The organism is Pseudomonas sp. MT92 (assembly GCF_058792515.1).
This window is the reverse complement of record NZ_JBXAFA010000003.1, coordinates 153,078-168,493: the sequence shown is the minus strand read 5'-3', so window position 1 is coordinate 168,493 and position 15,416 is coordinate 153,078. Positions and strand designations below refer to the sequence as shown.

11 protein-coding genes and 1 pseudogene are annotated in these 15,416 nt (G+C 61.7%); 8 read left to right on the top strand and 4 right to left on the bottom strand.

All coding sequences use genetic code 11. From position 1 onward, the window contains the following. Positions 1 to 14: 14 nt before the first annotated feature. Positions 15 to 1,517, bottom strand: coding sequence for an aldehyde dehydrogenase family protein (locus AC1Q6D_RS06635; RefSeq protein ID WP_103404229.1), 1,503 nt, complete (start codon positions 1,515 to 1,517; stop codon positions 15 to 17). A gap of 165 nt (positions 1,518 to 1,682) precedes the next feature. Between AC1Q6D_RS06635 and AC1Q6D_RS06630 the strand changes: the two genes are divergently transcribed. Continuing rightward, positions 1,683 to 2,474, top strand: a complete 792-nt coding sequence (locus AC1Q6D_RS06630; protein ID WP_103404228.1) for an N-acetylmuramidase domain-containing protein — start codon at positions 1,683 to 1,685, stop codon at positions 2,472 to 2,474. 48 nt (positions 2,475 to 2,522) lie between these two features. Here AC1Q6D_RS06630 and AC1Q6D_RS06625 read toward each other — a convergent pair whose 3' ends face one another. Together AC1Q6D_RS06625 and AC1Q6D_RS06620 are read right to left on the bottom strand one after the other, a co-directional pair. Continuing rightward, a complete protein-coding gene (locus tag AC1Q6D_RS06625; protein ID WP_244159994.1) occupies positions 2,523 to 2,906 on the bottom strand; it encodes a CZB domain-containing protein in 384 nt (127 codons plus the stop codon). A gap of 39 nt (positions 2,907 to 2,945) precedes the next feature. Further along, positions 2,946 to 3,392: pseudogene (locus AC1Q6D_RS06620) on the bottom strand (methyl-accepting chemotaxis protein); the annotation flags it as partial. Between the two features lie 531 nt (positions 3,393 to 3,923). Between AC1Q6D_RS06620 and AC1Q6D_RS06615 the strand changes: the two are divergent. Continuing rightward, complete coding sequence (locus tag AC1Q6D_RS06615; protein WP_103404226.1) at positions 3,924 to 4,439, top strand: HvfX family Cu-binding RiPP maturation protein; 516 nt, start codon at positions 3,924 to 3,926, stop codon at positions 4,437 to 4,439. A 127-nt stretch (positions 4,440 to 4,566) separates the two neighbouring features. After that, complete coding sequence (locus AC1Q6D_RS06610; protein WP_103404225.1) at positions 4,567 to 8,058, top strand: hypothetical protein; 3,492 nt, start codon at positions 4,567 to 4,569, stop codon at positions 8,056 to 8,058. A gap of 150 nt (positions 8,059 to 8,208) precedes the next feature. Here the strand turns inward: AC1Q6D_RS06610 and AC1Q6D_RS06605 are convergent, their stop codons facing one another. Further along, positions 8,209 to 8,829 carry a cell wall hydrolase gene (locus tag AC1Q6D_RS06605; RefSeq protein ID WP_103404224.1) on the bottom strand — a complete coding sequence of 207 codons (621 nt, stop codon included), beginning with the start codon at positions 8,827 to 8,829 and terminating at the stop codon, positions 8,209 to 8,211. 143 nt (positions 8,830 to 8,972) lie between these two features. Between AC1Q6D_RS06605 and AC1Q6D_RS06600 the strand changes: the two genes are divergently transcribed. From AC1Q6D_RS06600 to AC1Q6D_RS06580, 5 genes are all read left to right on the top strand, one after another. Continuing rightward, positions 8,973 to 9,824 carry a CAP domain-containing protein gene (locus tag AC1Q6D_RS06600; protein WP_047528075.1) on the top strand — a complete coding sequence of 284 codons (852 nt, stop codon included), beginning with the start codon at positions 8,973 to 8,975 and terminating at the stop codon, positions 9,822 to 9,824. Positions 9,825 to 10,262: 438 nt separating this feature from the next. Next, positions 10,263 to 11,261: a GTP 3',8-cyclase MoaA gene (moaA, locus tag AC1Q6D_RS06595; RefSeq protein ID WP_103404222.1), complete on the top strand. Its 999-nt coding sequence runs from the start codon at positions 10,263 to 10,265 to the stop codon at positions 11,259 to 11,261. Between the two features lie 6 nt (positions 11,262 to 11,267). Beyond that, positions 11,268 to 12,167 (top strand): bestrophin family protein, encoded by a 900-nt coding sequence (locus tag AC1Q6D_RS06590; protein WP_103404221.1) that lies wholly within the window; start codon positions 11,268 to 11,270, stop codon positions 12,165 to 12,167. A gap of 121 nt (positions 12,168 to 12,288) precedes the next feature. Next, positions 12,289 to 13,647 (top strand): chromate efflux transporter, encoded by a 1,359-nt coding sequence (gene chrA, locus AC1Q6D_RS06585; RefSeq protein ID WP_103404220.1) that lies wholly within the window; start codon positions 12,289 to 12,291, stop codon positions 13,645 to 13,647. Between the two features lie 399 nt (positions 13,648 to 14,046). Beyond that, positions 14,047 to 15,411 (top strand): glutamine synthetase family protein, encoded by a 1,365-nt coding sequence (locus AC1Q6D_RS06580; RefSeq protein ID WP_047528069.1) that lies wholly within the window; start codon positions 14,047 to 14,049, stop codon positions 15,409 to 15,411. Positions 15,412 to 15,416 lie beyond the last annotated feature (5 nt).

The window sequence follows — 15,416 nt, the reverse complement described above, 5'->3', positions numbered from 1 at the left end:
CGCGTCAGGCGTTTTTAACGTTTCACCGACAGATTCGTCTGGGTCATGCGGCTACGGATCGTGAACACGCCATCGCCCGAGAGAATCGCGCTACGGGCGAACAGGCGTCCGCTTTCCCAGTTCGACAGGCCCAGCTCGGGCTTGTTGAGCGCGTACTGGCCATCGACCCAACGGGTAATGCCATTGCCGACAAAGGGCGCGTTGACCGCATTGTAGAAACGCTCCTGGGTCGCCGCGTCTTCGCTGAGCAGCGACACGGTGAACTGAGGGCTGTAGCGATTGAACAAGGCGATGGCGCTGTCCAGGTCGTCGACGATCTTCAGGCTCACTTCAGGGGTTTCTTCCCATTCCCACTCGCGGCCCAGCTGATCTTCCGGCAGCGGCTCGGCCAGTGCTTCGGTGCGATAGCCTTCGGCGCGGTAGACCTCGACGGTCGCGTTTTGCCACTCCGCTGGCAGATAGGCTTCGCTGCCTTCGACGATGTGCAACTTGCAGCCTTGGCCCCGCGCCTTGCCGGCCTGTTGCAGTGCCTCCAGAAACAGTGGCACCAGTTCCGCAGCGCGGTCGCGGTGGATCAGGCAGACATTGAGGGTATTGCAGACCTTGCGATCGAGGGAGTTGCGCACCACTGCGGCAAAACGTGTGGCGTCGGCGTCGCTATGGGCGATCAACCAGGCGCCACCGGTGCCGTGCAGGCTGACGGCGGTGCCGGCCTGTTGCGCGATGCTGCCCAACTGGCTGACGGCGCGACCCGAACCCCGGGCCACCGCCAGCGATAGACGGCGGTCGGCAAACATCGCCCAACCGGCGGCATGATTGACGCTCTCCACCAGCGACACCGCACCAGTCGGCAGGCCGGCGTCGGCCAGGGCCGGATTCAACGCGTGAGTGACGATGGCCTGGGCGGTGCCCAAGGCATCACTGCCAATGCGCAGTACGGCAGTGTTACCGGTGCGCAGCACACCGGCGGCGTCGGCAAAGACGTTCGGCCGGCCTTCGAAGACGAACGCGACAATGCCCAGCGGCGAAACCACCTGCTCGACTTTCCAGCCGTCATGCTCGACGCAGCTGACCACTTGGCCGCGGGTGGCCGCGGCATCGCGCCAGGCGCGCAGGCCGGCGATCATGTCGCGACGCATGCGCTCATCGGCCAGCAAACGGGTGGTCGAACGACCGCGAGCCTTGGCCCGTTCGATGTCAGCCAGGTTGGCCGCCTCGATCAAGGCCCAGCACTCCGGGTTTTCCAGACGTTGGGCAAACAGATCGAAGAAGGTGCTGATGGCTTGATCCGACACCAACGACATTGCGGTAAACGCCGCTTCGGCACGGGCTATCGCGACGGACGCCGCCTGCTGGTCAGCCACTGGAATCAGCAGCAGTTCACCGCTGACCTGTTCCACCAACAGGTGGTCACCGGGCTGGAAGCGTGCCGCCAGTTCGGGGCTGACCACAGTGACACGATTACCAGCGAAAGGGATCGGCGTGCCAGCGACTAGACGTTCGAGCGCGAGAGACATGAAGCAGTATCACCATGCAATGGGCGGGCGGAAAATGTATAGCAAAAGTCCCTGAGCGTCATCCGCCGCTGGCCGGCACCGATGATCGTAAAACCCTCTGCCCGGGCCCGGCCCGCCTACGCTTAAAGCGCGTACCCGCGTTTCCTGTTTTCGACGGAGGCCGTCATGAGCGATGAATTCACCAGCCATGGCGCAGCGCTTGACGACGAAGGAATGGAAAATGCCCTGGACCTGGCCAAAGTCAGCGCTGCGCAACTCTGGGCTGTGCTAGCAGTAGAAACCTCCGGCAACGGATTCTTTTCCGACCGGCGCCCGAAAATCCTTTACGAACGTCACGTCTTCAGCCGCCTGACCCATCAGACGTTTGACGCACAACACCCCGATATCAGCAGCAAATCCCCCGGCAACTACGGCGCAACGGGCGCGCATCAATATGATCGGCTGAATCAGGCCATCAGCCTGAACCGCAACGCGGCCCTGCAAAGCGCTTCCTGGGGACTGGGCCAGACGATGGGCTTCAATTTCGCCTCAACGGGGTCGGCGGATGTCGAGGCGATGATCAAGCGCATGGTTGCATCCGAAAACGAGCAACTGCTGTGCACCGTGAACCAACTGATCGAGGGGGGATCGGTCGCGGCGTTGCGGGCCAGGGACTGGGCGAACTTCGCCCGTCGTTACAACGGCCCCAACTACGCCATCAACAACTACGACTTGCGACTCAGCGCCGCGTATCAAAAGTTCTCTTATGGCGGCACGCCGGACCTGCGCATCCGCATGGCGCAAACCTACCTCACGTACCTGGGCTGGCACCCTGGCGCCATCGACGGCATCGTCGGCAAGCAGACCCGGGACGCAATGAACCTGTTCCAGGCCAAGGAAGGACTGGACTCGACCACGGTGCTCAACGACGAAACCCTGGAACATTTGCGCAGCCGGGTCCTGGCGTTATCGGACTGACTCGATGCCCACGCAAACGGCCCCGCAGGTGCAGCGGGGCATGGGACCTCAGACCGCCGATTGCAGGCGCGAATGGAGCAAGCCCTTGACCGTGCGCATCACGGCGGCATTCGCCTGCTCCATCTGAGCCACCTGCTTCAAGGCTTCTTCCAGCTCGCCACGGGCATGGGCTTGCATCGCCGCCTGGCCGCTGCTGTGCACCAGACGATGGGGCACCTCCATGCGCCGGAAATCCGCGTTACGCTCGGCCTCGTTGCCTTCGCCGTAATACCACTGGCCGAACAGGCACTCGGTTTCATCTGGCAGGGTCAAGGGCGAACCGGGCTTGGGATTGAGCAGGCGGTCATACACCGTGACCTTGAGCGTCAGCTCCTGCAGGTTGGCCAGCTCGACGTTGGACAACAGGTGCGACTGGTCGATTTCCCGCTGCATCAGCTGCGCTTCGCTGAACATGCCGGCCATGGCTTCGGCGGTTTTATCGATCACCGCGCCGAAGGCACTGGAAATCTGACTCTGTTGTGAAATCGCCTGTTTGGCCTGGCTGATTTCCTGCTGGATGGCCGAAGTTTCCTTAACGATTTCCCGGGTCGCTTCGGCGGTTTTCTCCGCCAGCAGGCGCACCTCCCCGGCCACCACCGCGAAGCCGCGCCCGGTGTCCCCGGCGCGCGCGGCTTCGATGGCTGCATTGAGCGCCAACAGGTTGGTTTTGCGGGCAATGTCGCTGATCAAATCGACGATGCGATCAATCTCGCTGGCCCGGCCGACCAAATGAGTGATCACGCCTTCCAGCGCATCCAGCCCGGCGGCCATGACCCGCGATTGTTCTTGCAGATGACCGACCTGCTCGCGATTGTCGATGGCGGCGCGGGCCACGGTTTGCGCCCGTTGGTGATTGAGCTTGAGGCGCTGGTTGAGCATCGAGAAGGATTCGCTGACCGGCGACAACGAGTTACCACAGGTCAACAGGTGTTGCGCCAGGCCACGGAAGAAGTCGCGATCACGTCGATCGGCCTGGTGCGCGATCAGAAGCGCGTCGTCCGGGGGTGCCGCGACCGTCGGTTGCGGCGCCTCCACGGCAGGCACCACGTTGTGCCCGGCGGTTTTCCTGCGCCATGTGAAATTCATCGTCACTCCCCCTGCCCATGACGCAACGCGTCAAAAGCGCGGACGATACGAATGAACGGCACCGGGTAACAGATCCAATTTGACGAATTAACCGCACGCCACCACACCGCCAATGTCCTGTGGGAGGTGATGACTCGGGATGGCTGCGTATCAAAGTGTGTACAGCCCTGCCCCAGACACACCCCGCACTTAAAACCCCACCCCAAAGACACACCGCAGATACACCCGGTTGATCAAATGCACCTGTCGATTGGCCAAGCCGATCCTTGCGCCGAACGGGCGCACAGTCGCCCGACATCCCTGATCTGTAGGAGACCCCTGTCCATGAGCACTTTCATTTCATCCACCGTCAAAGGCCTGCACCTGAACCTTGACCGCGCCGGCACCTGGATCGCGCCTTTGACCCTGCGGATGTTTCTGGCCTGGGAGTTTTTCGAATCCGGACTGGAAAAATTCAATGGCGAAAACTGGTTCGCCGACATCCAGGACCGCTTCCTGTTTCCGTTCAACCACCTGCCGGCCACGTTGAACTGGGAACTGTCGATGTGGGTGGAATTGATCTGCGCCCTCGCCTTGCTGGTGGGCCTGGCCACACGCTTTTCGGCCATCAGCCTGATGGTGGTCACCATCGTCGCCACCGCCGCTGTTCACTGGCCGGCCGATTGGTCGACCTTGAGTGACCTGGCCCAGGGTTACTCGATCACCAACAAAGGCTATGGCAACTTCAAACTGCCGCTGATTTACCTCGCTGCGCTGGTACCGCTGTTGCTGTCAGGCCCTGGCAAGTTCAGTCTCGATGCGCTGCTGGCCCGATGCTTCTGGCGCCGCAACCCTGTCTGAATCAACATCTGTTGGCGGTCAGTCAGCGGCAAATCGGGCAAATAATCGTCCATTCAGGCCAAACCCCTTGGTTGTTTGGGTCTATACATAACTGTACGCAGTGGGCCGACAACAAGAGGCACAGGCCGTGGACAGCAAGGGTTCGGGCACGAATCTGGCCTTTTGGTTGCCAGGCAGTGCGGTCATCCTGAGTCTGGTGGTATCGATGTTCGCCCTCAACCGCGAACCCTTCCTGGAACCGCGCCCCATCGGAGCGCAATTCCAGGCGCAACTGCCTATCGAAGCACGGCTCTGGCAGGACCCTTTCGACGCGGTCGAGCGCTATCGCAAAAAGCTCGGCGACAGCAAAAACCCCGATGCCGAGAACGTGTGCAGCCCCGACCTTTCGCCACTGTCCGGCGCAAAGCAGGCGCCCGATATCATGGTCGCGCTGGTCGAGGGCGGTCCCTACGCCGATGAGGTCGAGCGACGCCGGCGCATTCGCTACGCCTTGCTCGCCGGCTTCAAGAATTCCCATCGAGTGCCGGATCAGGAGCAGTACATTCACTGCCTGAGACTGGCCGACAACCTGTCCCCCGATGCGCCACAGAAAAACGCCGTCGTCGACGCGCCCTACGAAGTGTTCGTCTCCAACCCCTTCGATCCGCCGACCGCGCTGGAAGGCGCCTCACCACCTGCGGACCGCACGATCGTGTTCTGGTTGAAACAGGACGCCCTCGGTCCGACGCCGTTGCAAAACCTGGAAACCCTGCGCCAGACCCTGAATCACAAAGTCACTGCGGCGTGCGCGCCAACAGGCTGCTCCGAACAGCCGGAGCGCGCCGTGCTGAAGGTCATCGGGCCGTCGACCTCGACGGTGCTGCGAGACATGTTCCAGGATCAGGACATCGGCAAGGCCTCGCCGAATGTCGAAATCTACTCACCGTTGGCCACCGCCGATAACGAAACCCTGGATCGCGGCTACCAACGGCTGTCGCCGCCGCTGGTCAATCGGCCACCCATGAAGTTACTGCGCACCGTCAGCGACGACGGCACCATGACCCAATTGATGCTCGACGAGCTGAAGTTGCGCCGCGTCGACCCGGCCGCCGGCGTGCGTTGTAGCGACGGTACCCCGCGCCGGGTCGATTCACCCTGCACGCGCACGCTACGGCGCAGCGACAACCGCATCGCCTTGATTTCCGAGTGGGACAGTTTCTACAGCCGTGCGCTGATCGAGAGCTTCAAGCTGCAAGTGGCCCGCGACGCGCACCTCAATGACAGCGAAAAGAACCCGCGTGAAGCGGTCGACCAATGGATTTTGCGCTTCAGCTACTTACGCGGCCTGGATGGGCGCCTGCCGGAAGAGTCGGCGAGCACCGACAAAACCGCCAGCACCGATGCCGGCAAAAACACACCCGGCAGCCCCCCGATCGACCTCAGCCCGCTGGAAAAGGCCGACGGCAATTCTCAGCTTGACTACCTGCGGCGCCTGGCCGACCACATCGCCCGCGAAGACGAGGCCTATCGACGCAATGGCGAAAGCGGCATCGGTGCCATCGGCATACTGGGCGTCGATGCCTACGACAAGCTGCTGGTGTTGCAGGCACTCAAGAGCCGGATGCCCTACAAACTGTACTTTTCCACCGACCTCGATGCCCGCATGCTGCAACGGGGCCAGGCGCAGACCACCCGCAACCTGATCCTGGCGGCCCCTTACGGGCTCACCCTGACGCGCGCCCTGCAACAAGACGTGCCGCCGTTCCGCGACAGCCTGCAAAGTGCGGTATTTGTCTCGGTGCTGGCGGCGCTGGCGCCGCAGTCGTTCGATGCCAAGCGCGCGAAGTTCGACTATTCCAAATCGGAGCTGCTTTCGCCGGGCATTTATGAAGTCGGCATCAGTGGCTTCATTCCTCTGGCGACCCGGCTTAGCGCCTCAGGCCCGGTCAATTGCCAGGCGCCGACGCAATCGCAATCCGATCGCGGCGTCCGCCCCCACGACCTCATGGCCTTGCGCTGCCTGCAAGATCCCTCGCCACCACCCTACCCCGAACCGTCCCCGTCGATCCGCGAGCGTTTCAAACAAACCCAGTCCTTTTTCTGGGCCGGGCCGCTGACGTTCTCGTTGCTGATGATCGCCAGTTTCATCCTCTGGTGGCGGATCGAAGGTCCGCAGGACGATCATGACGCGCGGCTGGCCTGGGTGCGCGGCGTGCCGATCAGCCTGTTCATGGTCGCGGCGGTGTGCGCCTTCATCGCCACGCGCTTCTGGCACGCGGAGTTTCTCTGGTTCACCTTCGTGTTGATCCTACTGGGCATCCTGTCATTGAACCTGACCCGGCGTTCCACCCGAAAACTGGCGCTGGCCGAGGATCCGATGGCCAGTCCAGCCCCTGCCTCCGACGACGCCTGGGTGTGGTACATCGTGGTTCCGCTGGTGATGTTCATCCTCGCGCTGATGCTGGCGTACCAGATGCGCAGCACCCTGACCGACAACGGCCTGGGCGAGCCGATGTTTCTGTTCGAAGGCATCAGTGCCTGGCCGACCGTGGCGTTGCGCTTGCTGGCGGTGCTGATATCCATCTCGGCATTGACCTGGGGCTGGCGCAAGTTGCGCATCAACCGCGCGGAGATCGAAACCACCTTTCACTTGCGCCTGCACATGCGCAAATACGAGATGACCTTGTGGGGTCAGGTCCGACGTCTGCTGCGCCGGGGCAAAGGCTGGCGCTTGCGGCGCTGGTGCAATGAACTGGGTCACTGGTTGCTGCTGATATTTTTCCCGTTGATGAGCGCCAGCGAAGACTGGTCAAAACCCTGTGCGTCGGCCCAGGTCAATTGCACCGACGGGCGCAAGATGATCTCCATTGCAAGGTTCTGGGGTGAGCATTGCATCTGTGGTTCATTCGGTGCGCGCATGCTGCGGGCGGGACTCGCGACCTGGTTTTACGTGGTCGTGACCAGCGTGCTATTTGTCGTCTGGCCCATGGAAGGCATGCCCGTTCGCGGTCAATCGATCTGGTGGATGGTGAGTTGGCTGATTCCCACCCTGACCTTCCAGGTGTTGGTGTTCTGGGTCATGGACGCCAATCTGTTGTTGACCCGATTTATCCGCCATCTCAGCGAGCATCACGCGATCTGGCCGGGTTCGTTGCAGGCTGAGCACAAGAAAATCTTCGGAACGCTCAAGCACCCCTGTATCGATGAGTGGGTGGATATGCAGCTGATCGCCAAGCGTACCTCGGCCGTCAATCGGCTGATCTACGCGCCGACGGTGGTCATGTTGATCCTGGTGGCCTCACGCAGCAGCTTGTTCGACAACTGGCCGACACCGCCCGGCCTGGTCATTTCCTACCTGGTCACGGCGCTGTTGCTGCTCGGTTCCGCGCTGTCGCTGCGACGTGCCGCCGAAAAGGCCCGCACCCGGGCCTTGCAACGACTCGACGCCTACCTGCTGGAAACCCAGGAAACCACGCCCTGCTACGGCAAGTTCAAGATGATCCGCGAGCGTGTAGCGACGCTCAACACCGGCTCATTCTCGCGCTATGCCGAAGACCCGCTGATCAAGGCCTTGCTGTTGTCGCTGACCGGGATTGGCGGTTCGGCGATTGTCGATGCGTTGAATTTTGCGAAGTTCTGAGGGTAAGCCCCTCGGACCGGAAGCCTTGCGATCGCTGTTGCGCAGCAATCGCAAGGTTGATGCCCCTGACGTTTCTGATGCGTGACTCCGTCGTGAAGCTGATAAAACAGAAATGTTTCAGTTTCGTTGGTCCAGAAAAACTTAATCGGATTATTTCGCATCCCCGTCACGGGGCTTATAAAACCGGAACAAGCCGATTTCAGCGGTCTTGACGTACTTGTCCGCCCAATCGGGCTTGACGGTGCGGTCGTGGAAATACAACGCGCCACCCGTGTGGTCCGGCAATTGTTTGTTCAGCGCCTTGCGTGCGATTTCCTTGGCGATCGCGTAGGGGGCCTCCTCCTGAGCCGAGTCGGACTTGCCGTCACACCACCAGGAGAACTGGCAGCTCTTGGTTTCCGAGCCCTGTTTGACCACCGCGCACACCGTATCCGGGAAGCCTTCGTGACCCAGTCGGTTCATCACCACATTGGCGACGGCCTCCATGTCGGTGGAGTCCTTGCCCTTGGCTTCCCAGTAGATCGAACGGGCCAGACAGGTGATCGCGTCGTCCATGGGTGCTTTGCCCGCCGGATCGACTGCCTGGGCTTCAGGTTGGGTAATGGCTTGAGACTTGGGTACCGGTGCCGGACCGCTGTTATCCGCAGCCTTTTGCTCCAGGACCTGGGCCTTGTCTTTGGCGACTTGTTGTTTTTGATCCTGATCGCTGGCGAAGGCCGGGCCGACCAGCAGCGTTATTGCGAGGCAGGTTGCAATCCAGTGGAGGCGCATGATGGGAAGAACTCAGTGGGCAATATCGATTCAGTGTAGTAGTGAACAGATTGCATGCCCCCCCACAACATTCTGGAAAATCCACTGCCTTTGATGGGGTAATTTCGCGCATCATGGGCGCAGTCAGCTCAAGGGGGATTTCCATGCGTTCACTATCATCCGCAATGCGCTTTACCGGGTTGTCACTGGGTCTGCTGTTCGCCTCCAGCGCGATGGCGGGCGAAGAGTCACAGCTGATCGAATCGATCAATGCCTACCGCAGCCAGCTGCAACGGTGCGCCGGTCAAGTGTCGTCGGAGCTGCCGCCGCTGTCGGCCGACCCGCGCCTGGCGCTGTCCGCCACCAGCATCGGCAATTTGCAGCAGGCCATGGTGACCGCCGGTTACCCCATGAAGAACGTGCAGGCGATCAGCCTGTCCGGGCCCCGTGACGCGGCCTCGGCGATGAAAGCGATACAGGAGAGTTTTTGCCAGATCGTGCTGGACCCGCAATTCGTCGATGTCGGTGTCAGCCATCAGGACCGTGACTGGCGAATCGTTGTCGCCCGTCCGTTGCTCAGCGCCCGCCTGGGCGACTGGCAGACCGAAGGCCAGAAACTGCTGGCCGAACTCAACATCGCTCGCAGCAAAGCGCGCCAATGTGGCACGCAGCCCTTCGGCGCCACCGCGCCGCTGACCTGGAACGCCACGCTGGCGACCGCCGCCGAAGCGCACGCGCGCAACATGGCCAATAAAAACTTCTTCGACCACAAGGACCCGGATGGCCGCACACCGGGCGACCGGGCGGAACTGGCGGGCTACGACTTCCAGCAGATCGGCGAGACCATCGCCGCCGGGCAAGACACCGTGCGCAAGGTGGTCGATGGCTGGATGGCCAGCCCCGGCCATTGCGCCAACGTGATGAACCCGCTGTTCCGTGATCTGGGCGCGGCCTATGCGACCGATCCGAAAAGCGATGCGGGGATTTACTGGACGGTGATGTTCGGGGCGCAGTGAAGGCCTGACCTGAAACGACTTCTGTGGCGAAGGAACTTGTCGGACTGTTATGACCGACAAGCCCGCTCCCACAGCGATTCTCGCGCCGGACGTTGACTTCGACCTGATTGAGGTCATCAATCGTTTAACGAGGAAAAGAACAGGAATGCGCGTTCAATATCGCCCTATCGCTCATTGCGAGCCCGCTACCGACGATAAGCCCGATGATTTTTTATCGTTACCTATCAATAAGTTAAACAATTAAAAAGCCAATTACCGAAGGAAAACAGCGCTTCATAGATGCCGTCGATCAACCGGTTACTCATAGTGATTGGACGTTCTCCCGAGTTGCACATAGCCTCCCCTCAACAAATCCGCACATCACGTCATTCGCCACTGTAGGAGCGAGCTCGCGCCTACAGGTTTGGCGGCTACTCATTCAATGCGTATGAGGAAATCATGTCAGAGCGAATCTTGGTCGATGGGTTCTCCCGGCGGGTGGATTACCTGCGCATGTCGGTCACCGATCGCTGCGATTTCCGTTGCGTGTATTGCATGGCCGAGGACATGCAGTTCCTGCCCCGGCTGCGAGTGCTGACCCTGGAAGAGATCTATCAGGTGGCCCACAGCTTCGTCGCCCTGGGCACCCGCAAGATCCGCCTGACCGGGGGCGAACCGCTGATCCGCCCGGGTGTGGTGCAACTGTGCCGGAAGATCGCCGCCCTGCCCGGCCTGCGCGAACTGTGCATGACCACCAACGGCTCGCAGTTGGCCAGGCTGGCTGATCCGCTGTTCGAGGCCGGGGTCAAGCGCCTCAACATCAGCCTCGATTGCCTCGACCCGCAACGCTTTCGCGAACTGACCCGCACCGGTGACCTGGCGCAGGTCATCAAAGGCATCGACGCCGCCAACAAGGCCGGATTTCGCAACACCAAGCTCAACTGTGTGGTGATGAAGGGCCGCAACGATCACGAGATCAATGACTTGGTGAGCTTTGCCATCGACCGTCACCTGGACATCTCCTTCATTGAAGAAATGCCCTTGGGCACCATCCTCGAACACAGCCGCGCCGAGTCGTTTTTCTCCAGTGCCCAGGTACGTGAAAAAATCGCCGAACGCTACACTTTGATTGATTCCGCCGAGTCGACCCAGGGCCCTTCGCGCTACTGGCGCCTGGCCGAAGCACCGCACATTCGCCTGGGGTTCATTTCGCCCCACAGCCACAACTTTTGCGGCACCTGCAACCGGGTGCGGCTGACCGTGGAGGGTCGCCTGCTGCTGTGCCTGGGCAACGAGCACGCGGTCGACCTCAAGGCCGTCTTGCGCAGCCACCCCGGCCAGCCCGAACGCCTGGAACACGCCATCATCGAGGCAATGAAACTCAAACCTTATCGGCACCATTTCGAAGTGAACGACGATGTCCAGGTGGTTCGCTTCATGAACATGACAGGCGGCTGAAAGACCATGATCGTCAGACCCAAACCCAACCTGATCGGTGTCCTGACATCACTCAAGGGCTCGATCGCCAAGCGCATTGCCCTGCGCAGCCTGATGGTGACGCTGCTGGCCTCGGCCATCGTGCTGATCGAAACGCTGCACCCCAGCTACTTTTCCAAGGTCAGTGCGACACCCTTCACCCTGCTGGGTTTGTCGCTGTCGATCTTCATGAGCTTTCGCAACAACGCCTGTTATGACCGCTGGTATGAAGCGCGCAAGGCGTGGGGCGACATCATCGTCGAAGTCCGGTCGATGATTCGTGAAACCCGGATCATCAAGGACGCCCGTGAACGACACGCGATCCTCGGCAACCTCTGCGGCTTCGCCCATGCGCTTAACGCCCGGTTGCGCAAGGAGAACGAACTGGCCGCCAGCGGTGACTGGCTGCAGCCGATTCCCAAGGGCGGCACCCAGGACATCAGCGGGCAAATACTGATGCAGGTTGGCCAACAGTGCTCGGCACTCAGCGAGTCGGGCGCCATCAATGAATGGCGCTACACCATCATCGCCGGTCACCTGTCCAGCCTGACCCGCGCCCAGGCGGTCTGTGAACGGATCAAAAACACCCCGCTGCCGTTCCCCTACACCTTGCTGCTGCACCGGACCATCTACCTGTTCTGCATCCTGTTGCCGTTTGCGATGGCCGAACCCCTGGGCTGGCTGACACCGATTTTCACCGCGATCGTCAGCTACACCTTTTTCGGGCTGGACGCGATTGCCGATGAATTGGAAGACCCGTTCGGCCGCGACGAAAACGACCTGCCCACCGACGCCATCGTGCGCAACATCGAGCGCGACGTCCTGGAGGCACTGGGCGTGACGGAACTGCCGCCACAACTGGAGCCGGTGGACTTTGTCCTGAACTGAAAAGCAAGCTTGCAGGAGCGCGGCTTGCCCACGATGGCGGTCGGGCAAAACCGACTGTTCAAAGCGCCGCTTCATGGCTACAGTCACCGGCTCAAAGCGCCCCAGCACAAGGAGCATTCGCTTGAGCCTCACGCCCTCCCCAAACAGCGCACTCGAACTGACCAAGCCTGCGCCGATCAGCTTGCGAGAAGCGTTCGGTTTCTGGCTCAAGCTCGGTTTCATCAGCTTCGGCGGGCCGGCCGGACAGATTTCGATCATGCATCAGGAACTGGTCGAGCGCCGCCGCTGGATCTCCGAACGACGCTTCCTGCATGCCCTCAACTACTGCATGTTGCTGCCCGGCCCCGAGGCCCAGCAACTGGCGACCTACCTCGGCTGGCTGATGCACCGTACCTGGGGTGGCGTGATCGCCGGCGCACTGTTTGTGCTGCCGTCGCTGTTCATCCTGATTGCGCTGTCCTGGGTGTACATCGCCTTCGGTGAAGTGCCGGTGGTGGCCGGGCTGTTTTACGGGATCAAGCCGGCGGTCACCGCGATTGTGCTGCAAGCCGCGCACCGGATCGGCTCCCGTGCGCTAAAGAACGGCTGGATGTGGGCGATCGCCGCAGCGTCATTCGCCGCGATCTTCCTCGGCAACGTGCCGTTTCCGCTGATCGTGCTGGGCGCCGCCATCATCGGTTACTTCGGCGGGCGCCTGGCCCCGGATAAATTCACGACGGGCGGCCACGGCGCGGCGAAAAAATCTTTCGGCCCGGCACTGATCGACGACGACACGCCGCCCCCCGAACATGCCCGTTTCAGTCGCTGGTACCTGTTGCGCCTGGCGCTGATCGGCGTGGTGTTGTGGACACTGCCGATGGCGACCCTCACTGCCCTGTTCGGCTGGGAAGGCACGCTCACGCAAATGAGCTGGTTCTTCACCAAAGCGGCCCTGCTCACCTTCGGCGGTGCCTACGCGGTGCTGCCCTACGTGTATCAGGGCGCGGTCGGCCACTACGGCTGGCTGACGCCGACGCAGATGATCGACGGCCTGGCGCTGGGCGAAACCACGCCGGGGCCGCTGATCATGGTCGTGGCCTTTGTCGGTTTTATCGGTGCCTATGTCCATCAAGTGTTCGGCCCTGATCAGGCATTTGTCGCCGGCGCCCTCGCGGCCACGCTGGTGACCTGGTTCACTTTCCTGCCTTCGTTCCTGTTCATCCTCGCCGGCGGGCCACTGGTGGAGTCCACCCACAACGAACTGAAATTCACAGCGCCACTGACGGCGATCACTGCCGCGGTGGTCGGCGTGATTCTTAACCTGGCGTGCTTTTTTGGTTATCACGTGCTGTGGCCCAAGGGCTTCGCCGGTCAACTGGACTGGCCTTCATTGCTGATCGCCATCGCCGCCGCCATTGCCTTGCTTCGGTTCAAGCGCGGCGTCATCGAAGTGTTGTTCGGTTGTGGCCTGATCGGACTGGTCGTGCACCTGCTGCACTGAATCAAAGATTTACATGTGCCCCGTTCACCCCTAGTATCCAGCCATCCCCGGATGGCTGTTTGCCGGCCACCGACGTTTTCCTTCTGGAAACATGAGTCATGCGCACTTCGCCGTCAGAGCCCCACTTGCTGGATGTCTCGATCCTGACCCCCTCGCTGCTGGTCGCGGACGGCATTGCCTGATGAAACGCATCGTCAACCTCCCCATGGCCCTGCGCCGCTCAAAACTGCGTCACTCCGCACGCCCGCCGGATAGCTCCCTGCTCGCCTGATCGCGTCTTCGACGCATCGAGCCCCCAGCCTTTTTGCTATCGCTGCCAGCACGCAACGGATCTTTGTCCGTGCCCGTGCCGCGGCCCGAATCCGTGCGTCCGCGGGACGCCAACGTGAGTGACGAACCATGAAATTCGCAGCCCTTGAAGATGCCCAACGCTTTCTGGCAAACAACCCCGATATCGACATGATCGAGCTGTTCATTCTCGATGCCAACGGCGTGCCACGCGGCAAACTGTTGCACCGCGAAGAACTGCTGGCGGTGTATGAAAGCGGTCGTCCGCTGCCCAGCACCATCCTCGGCCTGACCTTGCAGGGCGAAGACGTCGAGAACTCCGGGCTGGTGTGGGACGTCGGCGACATCGACTGCCGCGCCTACCCGCTCGAAGGCAGCCTGGTGCGTTTGCCGTGGCGGCAGATTCCGACGGCGGCGGTGCAGGTCAGCATGCACCCGCAAGAAGGCATGCCGGCGAGCATCGCCGACCCGCGTCACCTGCTGATCAAGGTCATCGACGGCCTCAAAGCCGAGGGTTACCACCCGGTGATGGCCTGCGAGCTGGAGTTCTATCTGCTGGACAGCAAGCGCGATCACAACGGTCGCCCGCAACCGGCGCTGGACGCTGACGGTGGTCGTCCACGGCACACTCAGGTCTATGGCCTGCGTGAGCTGGAACAGATCGAACCGTTCCTCGCCGACCTCTATGCCGCGTGCAAACTGCACGAGATTCCGGCGCGCACGGCGATTTCCGAATACGCCCCGGGCCAGGTGGAAATCACCCTGGAACACGGCGACGCCTTGCAGGCGATGGACCAGGCCGTGCGTTACAAGCGCCTGGTGAAAGCCGTCGCCCACAAGCACGGCATGCAGGCGACGTTCATGGCCAAGCCGTTCGACGATCTGGCCGGCACCGGCATGCACATGCACGTCAGCATCGCCGACGCCGAAGGTCGCAACCTGTTCGCCTCCGAGGACCCGGCCGGCACCCCGCTGCTGCGCACCGCCATCGGCGGCATGCTCGCCTCGCTGCTCGATTCGTTGTTGCTGTTTTGCCCCAACGCCAACTCCTACCGGCGTTTCCAGGCCAACAGCTATGCGCCCCTGGCACCGACCTGGGGCGTCGATAACCGCACGGTGAGCCTGCGCGTGCCGGGTGGCCCGGCCAACAGCCGCCACATCGAACACCGCATCTGCGGCGCCGACGCCAACCCGTATCTGGCGGCGGCGGCGATTCTGGCCGGCATCCACCGCGGCATCCGTGAAAACCTCGATCCGGGCGAACCGGTGCAAGGCAACGGTTATGCCCAAGCCACGCAGTTGCTGCCCACCGACTGGCTGACGTCCCTGACGGCACTGGAAAATTCGGCGTGGGCGAGGGATGCACTGGGTCAGGAGTTCCTAGGGGTTTATCTGGCGGTCAAGCGTGCCGAGTATCGGCAGTTCATGGGCGAAGTGGGTGAGCAGGACTGGCGCTGGTATCTGACTGAGGCGTGAGCCCA

What these genes read in the sequence shown, in the direction of transcription:
- AC1Q6D_RS06635 (WP_103404229.1), bottom strand. Translation starts at nt 1,517, where the DNA reads ATGTCTCTCGCGCTCGAACGTCTAGTCGCTGGCACGCCGATCCCTTTC.
- AC1Q6D_RS06630 (WP_103404228.1), top strand. Translation starts at nt 1,683, where the DNA reads ATGAGCGATGAATTCACCAGCCATGGCGCAGCGCTTGACGACGAAGGA.
- AC1Q6D_RS06625 (WP_244159994.1), bottom strand. Translation starts at nt 2,906, where the DNA reads ATGCAGCGGGAAATCGACCAGTCGCACCTGTTGTCCAACGTCGAGCTG.
- AC1Q6D_RS06615 (WP_103404226.1), top strand. Translation starts at nt 3,924, where the DNA reads ATGAGCACTTTCATTTCATCCACCGTCAAAGGCCTGCACCTGAACCTT.
- AC1Q6D_RS06605 (WP_103404224.1), bottom strand. Translation starts at nt 8,829, where the DNA reads ATGCGCCTCCACTGGATTGCAACCTGCCTCGCAATAACGCTGCTGGTC.
- AC1Q6D_RS06600 (WP_047528075.1), top strand. Translation starts at nt 8,973, where the DNA reads ATGCGTTCACTATCATCCGCAATGCGCTTTACCGGGTTGTCACTGGGT.
- moaA (WP_103404222.1), top strand. Translation starts at nt 10,263, where the DNA reads ATGTCAGAGCGAATCTTGGTCGATGGGTTCTCCCGGCGGGTGGATTAC.
- AC1Q6D_RS06590 (WP_103404221.1), top strand. Translation starts at nt 11,268, where the DNA reads ATGATCGTCAGACCCAAACCCAACCTGATCGGTGTCCTGACATCACTC.
- AC1Q6D_RS06580 (WP_047528069.1), top strand. Translation starts at nt 14,047, where the DNA reads ATGAAATTCGCAGCCCTTGAAGATGCCCAACGCTTTCTGGCAAACAAC.